The following is an 8,056-nucleotide window of genomic DNA, read 5'->3' on the forward strand; positions in this document are numbered from 1 at the left end:
CCATGCCCTCCTCTGACGATCCACTCTTCGAAAGTTAGTGAACCAGGAACCGCCAGAGAATGACAATCACCACGCCCAGTACTAGACCCAACAACACACGAGGCATCCACGCGGTTCCCTCGCGAGACGAATCAGCAGAGGGCTCGTCCCCCGGTTCCTCATCATCGTACATGCTCTCAATAAGATCATGATATTTTGTCTCAACGATAGGCATACGCACCTTGAGTGAAGGGGTCAATTCCCCTGTTGCCTCCGTCAGCGGTAGCGGTAAAAAGCGAATTTTTTTCGGCCGTTCAAACGCCGCGAGGTCTTGGACAACGCGGGTCACTTCGTTTTCCATGTAGCGCATGAGTAGCGGGCTTTTCAATAGCACATCCCAGTCAAAGGTCGCCAGCTTCTCCTGCTCAGCCCATCTGCGCACCTGATTGGGCTCCAAGTAGAGAAGAGCTGACACGAACTTACGCCGATTGCCCAACACCACTGCTTGGTCGATCATAGGGCTCAAAACCAGGCGTTGCTCGACCGCCGCTGGCGCCACATTTTTGCCAGTTGACAACACTAGAAGATATTTCTTGCGATCTGTAATGCGCAAGTACCCATCCAGCGTCATATTTCCCATGTCCCCTGTATGGAACCAGCCTTCTTGAAATGCCTCCTGAGTGTCGTCTGGACGATTCCAATAGCCTTGAGAGACGTTAGGACCTCGCGTCAGAATTTCGCCGTCCTCAGCAATACGGACCTCAACATTCGGCAATGGCTGTCCTGCGGTTCCGTAACGCGGTAAGGGAAGCAAATTAAGCGCCACCACCGGCGACGTTTCCGTTAACCCATATCCCTCCAAAATAGGGATTCCGGCCACAAAGAAGAACCTTCCGATAGCAGGGTTCAAGGGCGCTCCCCCAGACACCACTAAACGCAATCGCCCGCCGACCGCCGATCGAATCTGGGAAAACACCATTCGTTGGTAGACTTGACGCAGGAATTTTTGATATGGTGGCAACGATCGTCCCGTCACCAACGCATCATACCACTTGAATCCATTGCCGACGGCCAACCGAAAGACGAACTGTTTAACGCGTGACGAAGCGCGCACTTCGTCCAATACTTGCCCGTAGATTTTCTCAAATACCCGTGGAACCGCGACCATCAGCGTTGGCCGCACGGCCTTAAGGTTTTGCGGTAGGCGGTCAGCGGATTCCGCATACGCTAATACCGCCCCTTGACTGAGAAAATAGGCGTGCACCATCCGCTCCAGAATATGGGAGAGCGGCAAAAACGACAGCACCACATCTTGAGGCCCTATCGCCATAGATGGATTGGCTCGTCCCAAATCCGCAATGGCCTCAATATTGGAAAGAATATTACCATGGGTCAGAATGACGCCCTTCGGTATTCCCGTAGTACCTGAGGTATAGACCAGAGTAGCTACCGTCTCTCGTTCCCATGGGAGGGGTAATGGAGGATCGCCCGGTTGGCCAATCTCGTCCCACTGAAGACTTCCGGTCTCGGCCTTGTCAAAGAAAATGACTTTTGTCCCAAAAGGAACTTTCGAGCCTAATTGGCGGTTTTCAACAAAAATCCAGTCCATTGCTGCATCTTCTACAATGTAGCTCACCTGGTCTGGGGGCACCGAAGGATAGATCGGAACGGTGATGGCTCCTATGGCCAACACCGCAAAATCTGCGATGACCCATTCCGGACGGGTATGAGATAATATCCCCACGCGATCGCCTGATTTTATGCCCTGCGATTGCAATCCGCGAGCCAATGCCATAATAGCATCCCATAATTCTCGATAGGTACGTTCACGCCATACCGTTCCGTCCCAATAGGATTGGGCGGTGATATTCGGATATAATGCCACCGTATTAGACAGAAGCTGTACTAAGTTGTCGACCACCACATTGCCCCCAGAAGGACATAATTTCCCAGCGAAAAACTTGCTTTTGGAAACTTTTTATTTTTATCATACTCCTCAGAATTTGTCCTCACAAGCGCTAATGTGATTTCTTATCTAATTCCTTAATCGCTGGGCAATCATCTCCAAGATTTCTTGACGACTATTCCCTGTCAGAATACTGGGATCTAACGCATTCGGCGGTGCCTCTTTGGTTAATGTTTGACTCTGCTGAATCGCATCGAGCGATTCATGCAAGACCCGGTCCAATGTCTCCAAGGCAGTCGCAATCGCTGCCAGTTTCTGCGTCAACTGCTGCAAATCCGCAATCAAAGAAGATGGGCGCCCGTCTGGGGATGGCGCGGAGGCTCCTTGGCGATTATTCGACTGTGCTAGCCGATTAGCCTGAGCGAGGTATTCGGCCATGAGGTCCCGCGGATTTTGGTGCTTTCGATTGGTCATCTCCATTTTTGCAGCCGCCGGCGGCGTCCTCCCCGCATCCGAGGTTTTTTGACTAGGAAAGGGGGTTTTAGGAGACTCTGGTGTCCTCTTGAAATTCTTTGGCTGGACCGCCAATTTCTCTTGAGACACGGACTTAGGCTCAGCCGTGGATGGCTGCACGGTGGTGGTAGTTGTATCTAGGATTTGTGCCGCAGATTCTTCCCGTGACTGTCCATGCACCACATCACGCCCCTCAGTCTGCGACTCTGTCTCAGGTGCCTTTCTTGCCGGCAGTTCTGCGGCTTGAGCTGAATTGCTACCGGCTGTCGTCGCGTGAGCGGGCACTTCTTGATTTTCGGTTTCTTGCCGAGAACGAGACAGCTCAGACACTCTGGGTGACGATGACGCCGTCTCATCCAAAACATTGTCGTTCCAGCGGGCCTTCAAGGTCGCTCCACTCCCCAGTCCACTTCTATTGTCCAGCGGAATTCCGTGTTCCATATCCATACGCATCCCATTTGCACCTCCCCTGACACGGTATGCCGACCGCTTCGCTTGGTGACAAAAATCAGGCCTACTGCTGGAAGATAATCTCCAACAGCAGACCTCTCCTAACAATCGTGTCTAGGAACTTGAACTACAGCCGTGGTGATGACGGCACCGTCGCTCACAACGTGGCCGGCACAGACATTGCATCATAAACAACATCCACGGGTCGAAAGACTGCCGCTCTTCACAACATCGATTTGATGACCGAGACATCGGGTATCCCTCCTTGGCATTTAATGGATCCCAAGACCCACCATATCCTATGGTCGATTGTCGCAATCGGTGACGGCCAACTTCTTATGATCCCCCTAGGCACCCCGTCTTGGCTCGGCTTCTCGTATCTTCCGCCAGCGCTGGGAGAGCTGTTCTGCCAGCCGCGGCATGAGGTCCAGTCGTCTCATAAGAAAGGCGACTACACTCTCGCGTCGCGTCTTAGAGAGTGACCAATCTCGGGGTAAAGACGCCATGAGACTATTCAAATCAGCGCGAGTGATCGTTTGAAGTACGGTCAACGCCGGACCGAATGACTGAGGAGCAACAGCTCCTAATAGGTCCAATACCGGCGGTTGACGCAAATCCTTCTCGTAGCGTTTCAGCCCATCAGGCGTCCACCGCGGGCCACCGGGAAAGATAAACCCATGGTCTGTCACCAAAAGCTGCCATTGTCCTTCGCTCTGATAGCGAAGGATATGAGACAGCTTCAGGTCGGTGTTGTCCAACCATATCTCAAACAATGCAATAAGGGGGATTTCCATGTAGATTTGTGGCATATCCTCTAGGCTCCAGGCGTGAGGAAGAGAATGGCACTCTGGAACAAACACCGTGCCAAACTGTGTACCAGGCCGCCAACGTCTCCCTCGCAAAACTGGCAGTGCCTTTAAATCACGGAGATTCACCTCGACTAGACGCACTTCCGGACATGGCACGTTCAGTGCCTGTCCTAGACTGGTACCAATCCAGTCGTTTACGAGGCTCATGGTGGATTGAGGATTGGCTTGCACCTTAATGTGCAAAACTTCTCCCGTGTCCGACTGGGCTAATAGCGGACGCGTCCCCCCTCGCCCGCCTCCACCACGAAATTGGACTATGCGCACCAATGTCTGGCCTTCCCATGGTCGATCCATTCGTCGTCAACTCTCCTTGATGGGGTCTCGATGAGGTCTCTGGTTAAAAACACCCGAGCATCGCTCTCTATTCCGAAGGAATAGTCAGCAATGCCCGGGCATAATCCCCCACGTGTGATTACCTTTGGCCGTTGCGGTACATTTCCAAGAACGGTAGGAAAAAGTCCCGTTGCGGCAGGCGATTAATTCCGACAATGTTGGAAATGGGAATAGCCACAAAAGACCGACAGCCAACCTCGACACCGGATGCCCACATGTTTTTCACAATGATGAAATCGGTAGCCACATCGGTGAGACGCCCATTTAAAATGGTTCCGTTATCGACCGCGTCCGCGACGCTTACCTGCACTTCACAACCCACAAGGCTGGTTAGGTAGGCATCAAATGTTGTCGGAATGGAATCGTCACTCGATGTGTCGTCGGTGGTCGTTGTGGTAGTGCACTCATTGGATCGACCACGGTCCATCATCATCATCATTAATAGCGGCAACATATCTTGGTTGTTATTCCCCGCCATGAGCAACGGAAGCCACTCCTCATACCCTGAACTGCCCATAGTCTAGTTCCTCCTTTCGAATCTTTTATAGGGTATGTGGCGCTATTTGCATGGGTTACCAGATGATAGTAAGCTGGCCGAATTTTGTTTGACATGAGGACACGTTTCAACAAAGAACTGCGTGCCATCTCTGTGAAACCCCAAGAAGACCGACGCCATAGCATCCGTCTTCTTGGGGTTTGACTTGCGATTGATTAAGCTTGGTGAACGGTGTCGCCTTTAATCCAAACGTGATGAGTTGTTGCTCCGACCATCAATAGAGGATTATCCGACCACAACACCAAATCGGCCTCATAGCCCACTTTTAATGACCCCACGCGATCAGAAATGCCCACAATCTCCGCCGGGAACCTCGTTACGGCCTTTAGCGCCGTGTTAAGATCCATCCCATAACGAGTGGCGACGCCCGCATACAGTGCTAAATATTCCGAGGGCACTACCGGATGGTCAGAGGCAATAGCCACTGTCATTCCGGCCTCGGCCAATCGTGCCGGAGTCCAAAATCCCTTATGGCGCAATTCCGCCTTTGTCCGCGCTGAAAATGACGGCCCCGTCACAATGGGAACCCCATAATTTTTTAACTCATCAATAATTAAGTCCGCTTCCGTGCCATGGTCAATCACCGCCCGCACATTAAACGGCGCAATGGTCCTCAGCGCAGTTAAAATATCGTCCGCGCGATGAGAATGAATCCGCAAGGGAATGTCCCGGCGAATCACCATGCCCAACGCCTCCAGCCGGGGGTTATAGTCCGACAGTTTGCTGGGTGTTTCCTCCGCATAGCGCCGCGCCCTCTCGAGCCATTCACGCAATACCGCGGCCACCGCTGGGCGCGATCCCGGCCGTCGATGTTGGCTCCCGTGGACGCGAATAGGGTTTTCCCCCATCGCCACTTTCATCCCCGCGGCCGCCACCATCACCATCTGATCTACCGTATTGCCAAAGAGATGAATAACACTACCAATGCCACTTATCACGTTAGCTGATCCCATCGTGATAAAAGCCGCGGTCACCCCACCTCTTAAGGCTTCAGCAATGGCTGGATCGCGAGGATTAATTCCATCAAGAGCCCGCACATCGGCTGTCACGGGATCAGATGTTTCATTGACGTCTTGACTACCTAATGTCTCGCCACTCGTAGAAAGACCCACATGGCTATGAGCGTCAATCATTCCCGGTAGGCACCACGCACCTTTAGCATCGATGGTCGGGATTCCGGCAGATGGCGTATAGTGCGCATCCAAGGCAGCAATGACCCCGTTATCATCAACCAGAAGTCCACCACATTCGATATCGGTTGTTTGTCCGTCCCAGAGACGGGCATTGATCAGCGCCCACATTACGCCAGTCTCCCGCTCTGAAGATTCATCGCGACACGAATGTTGCCTACCAAGGTGCCTGCGTGATTGCGAATTTCTGGATTCAATAAGGGTTCCAATGCCCGCCGTTCGGCCAGGTTAAGAATTCCCATCTGTTCCAATGTCGACGCCACCAACGTCGGAATAACGCGGCTGTTACCGTCATCAACCTTCACAGCGAGCCCGAGTCCGCGATCAGGAATCCCCAAACAAAACACCGCTTCGGCTCCTCCTTTGGCCACCAGACGATGATCCGTTGCCTCGGCAAGCGTCACTTCTAGTCGGCCTGTACCCGAAATCAGTTCTGGGTGCGTACGCATGGCCTCACTAATAATCAGCGAAGATGCCGCCTTGACGGGCTCCAAGCCTCGCGGATCCACCAACCGCGCATAACTATAGGCCATCCTGGTTAACGGCAGATAGAATGTCGGCACCCCACAGCCATCTGTTCCCGTATACAGGTCGGTCTCGTTCACGTCGGCCATGTACGCCACGTTGCGGCGAATCGCCTTTTGCACCGGATGCGCCGGATCTTCATAATGCGCTAAAGGCGCATTAAGGGCTCGTGCCAGGGTCAGCATTCCGGTGTGTTTCCCGGAACAGTTATTATGCAGCACATTCGGTTCTTCACCACGCGCCACCAGTGCCAGTGCTGAATCGCGGTGACTGGGTGGATGGATTCCACAATTTAGATCGTTAGGAGAGGCGTCGATACGGTTCAACAGATCTTGAACCAGTTCCAAATGCATCGCTTCCCCACCATGAGACGCACAGGTAATCGCCACTTCGCGCGGGCCGAAACTAAAGGTATCCGCTGCGCCCGACTCAATAATTGGCATCGCTTGAAACGGCTTGGCACTTGAACGCCAAAATGTCGCGCGCTCCGGATCCCCATACCAATATCGAATATTTCCAAGGCTATCCACTACGGCAACATCGGCACTGACCCGACTTTCGACCCGGTCATGACGCAAAAGTTCAATGGCTATTTTCGACATAGTTCCTCCCTTGAAGCTGATATTGCTCCGCGCTCTGGACGAAATGGGCAAACAGCGCTTTGGACGAAGCTTCGGATTTCCATAAATCCTCAGGATGCCACTGAACGCCTATAAGAAACCGGTCACCCGGGTATTCCATCGCCTCAATAATACCGTCAGGAGCTTCGGCCGACACTTGCCAACCTTGCGGCACGCGGTTAATCGCTTGATGATGAAATGAATTGACCGAACATTCTTTCGATTGTACCATTCTTTCGAGTTTTGAACCCGAGTGAATCCTCACCACGTGCGTCACGTCTTCACGCGGCTCACTTTGACTATGATGAATTTGACTGTCTTGCCTTGCACGAGGAATATCTTGAATCAAACTGCCCCCAAACCCGACTGTCAACACTTGAAGCCCTCGACAAATCCCAAATATTGGCATATCTAATCGATTCGCTTCGTTAATAAAAGCTAATTCGCTCTGGTCGCGATCTGCAGATACACCGCCCCAATCCGTACCGTCATCGTCGGAACCAAAAAGAGCTGGATCGATATCCCCTCCTCCTGTGAGGAGCAGACCATGACATTCGTGCAACACCTTGAGGCTAGAATCCGAGTTCGCCAGCAACACCGGAATACCGCCAGCATCAATAATGGCCTCTACATAAGTGCTTCTCACCCAATCGCGGCTATACCCTTTAAAGGTATTATCGCGAGACATTGAAATTCCAATGAAAGGTCTCATAGGATTTGTCTCCTTATCCTTCACTCAATATCATTCCGTCTGACCGCTTCTCACACTTCCTCTTTACCATAGCAAAAAGTCAGGCCTCTGTATCGCCTGACTATAATTCTGTCAATCCCAAGCTAATAATAATGGCCTGGTTGACCCGTCCCATGGTTTCGACATTAAGATGAGCAATCCGTTCGCGCAATCGCCGCTTGTCGATGGTACGAATTTGCTCGAGCAGAATCACAGAATCTCGGTCCAACCCTGAGTCCCCGCCGCGTACCTCCACATGAATGGGAAGTCGCGCTTTCAGTACTTGCGAAGTCACAGCACATACAATCGTGGTTGGACTATACCGATTGCCAATATCGTTTTGTAAAATTAACACTGGGCGCACCCCGCCCTGTTCGGATCCCAC

General features: G+C 52.3%; 8 protein-coding genes. All 8 read right to left on the minus strand.

What is annotated here, in order from left to right; all coding sequences use genetic code 11:
- Positions 1 to 34: 34 nt before the first annotated feature.
- Positions 35 to 1,900: an AMP-dependent synthetase/ligase gene (locus ACOJWD_RS02305; protein ID WP_486991610.1), complete on the minus strand. Its 1,866-nt coding sequence runs from the start codon at positions 1,898 to 1,900 to the stop codon at positions 35 to 37.
- 114 nt (positions 1,901 to 2,014) lie between these two features.
- Entirely contained in the window at positions 2,015 to 2,851 is an 837-nt protein-coding gene (locus ACOJWD_RS02310; protein ID WP_486991611.1) for a hypothetical protein, read from the minus strand.
- Positions 2,852 to 3,195: 344 nt separating this feature from the next.
- Positions 3,196 to 4,011 (minus strand): HipA family kinase, encoded by an 816-nt coding sequence (locus ACOJWD_RS02315; RefSeq protein ID WP_486991612.1) that lies wholly within the window; start codon positions 4,009 to 4,011, stop codon positions 3,196 to 3,198.
- A 118-nt stretch (positions 4,012 to 4,129) separates the two neighbouring features.
- The gene (locus ACOJWD_RS02320) at positions 4,130 to 4,567 is read right to left on the minus strand and encodes a hypothetical protein (RefSeq protein WP_486991613.1); all 438 of its coding nucleotides are present in this window, start codon (positions 4,565 to 4,567) and stop codon (positions 4,130 to 4,132) included.
- Positions 4,568 to 4,761: 194 nt separating this feature from the next.
- The gene (locus ACOJWD_RS02325) at positions 4,762 to 5,907 is read right to left on the minus strand and encodes an amidohydrolase (RefSeq protein WP_486991614.1); all 1,146 of its coding nucleotides are present in this window, start codon (positions 5,905 to 5,907) and stop codon (positions 4,762 to 4,764) included.
- Positions 5,907 to 6,923: an asparaginase gene (locus ACOJWD_RS02330; RefSeq protein ID WP_486991615.1), complete on the minus strand. Its 1,017-nt coding sequence runs from the start codon at positions 6,921 to 6,923 to the stop codon at positions 5,907 to 5,909. Before ACOJWD_RS02330 ends, ACOJWD_RS02325 begins: the two co-directional genes overlap by 1 nt.
- Positions 6,904 to 7,653: a gamma-glutamyl-gamma-aminobutyrate hydrolase family protein gene (locus ACOJWD_RS02335; protein WP_486991616.1), complete on the minus strand. Its 750-nt coding sequence runs from the start codon at positions 7,651 to 7,653 to the stop codon at positions 6,904 to 6,906. The genes ACOJWD_RS02330 and ACOJWD_RS02335 overlap by 20 nt, the downstream gene beginning before the upstream one ends.
- Positions 7,654 to 7,753: 100 nt before the next feature.
- Positions 7,754 to 8,056: type II toxin-antitoxin system PemK/MazF family toxin (locus ACOJWD_RS02340; protein ID WP_486991617.1), on the minus strand; the 303-nt coding region annotated here is incomplete at its 5' end.

This window comes from Sulfobacillus sp. TH-112, from assembly GCF_057473405.1.

What these genes read in the sequence shown, in the direction of transcription:
- ACOJWD_RS02310 (WP_486991611.1), bottom strand. Translation starts at nt 2,851, where the DNA reads ATGCGTATGGATATGGAACACGGAATTCCGCTGGACAATAGAAGTGGA.
- ACOJWD_RS02315 (WP_486991612.1), bottom strand. Translation starts at nt 4,011, where the DNA reads ATGGATCGACCATGGGAAGGCCAGACATTGGTGCGCATAGTCCAATTT.
- ACOJWD_RS02320 (WP_486991613.1), bottom strand. Translation starts at nt 4,567, where the DNA reads ATGGGCAGTTCAGGGTATGAGGAGTGGCTTCCGTTGCTCATGGCGGGG.
- ACOJWD_RS02325 (WP_486991614.1), bottom strand. Translation starts at nt 5,907, where the DNA reads ATGTGGGCGCTGATCAATGCCCGTCTCTGGGACGGACAAACAACCGAT.
- ACOJWD_RS02330 (WP_486991615.1), bottom strand. Translation starts at nt 6,923, where the DNA reads ATGTCGAAAATAGCCATTGAACTTTTGCGTCATGACCGGGTCGAAAGT.
- ACOJWD_RS02335 (WP_486991616.1), bottom strand. Translation starts at nt 7,653, where the DNA reads ATGAGACCTTTCATTGGAATTTCAATGTCTCGCGATAATACCTTTAAA.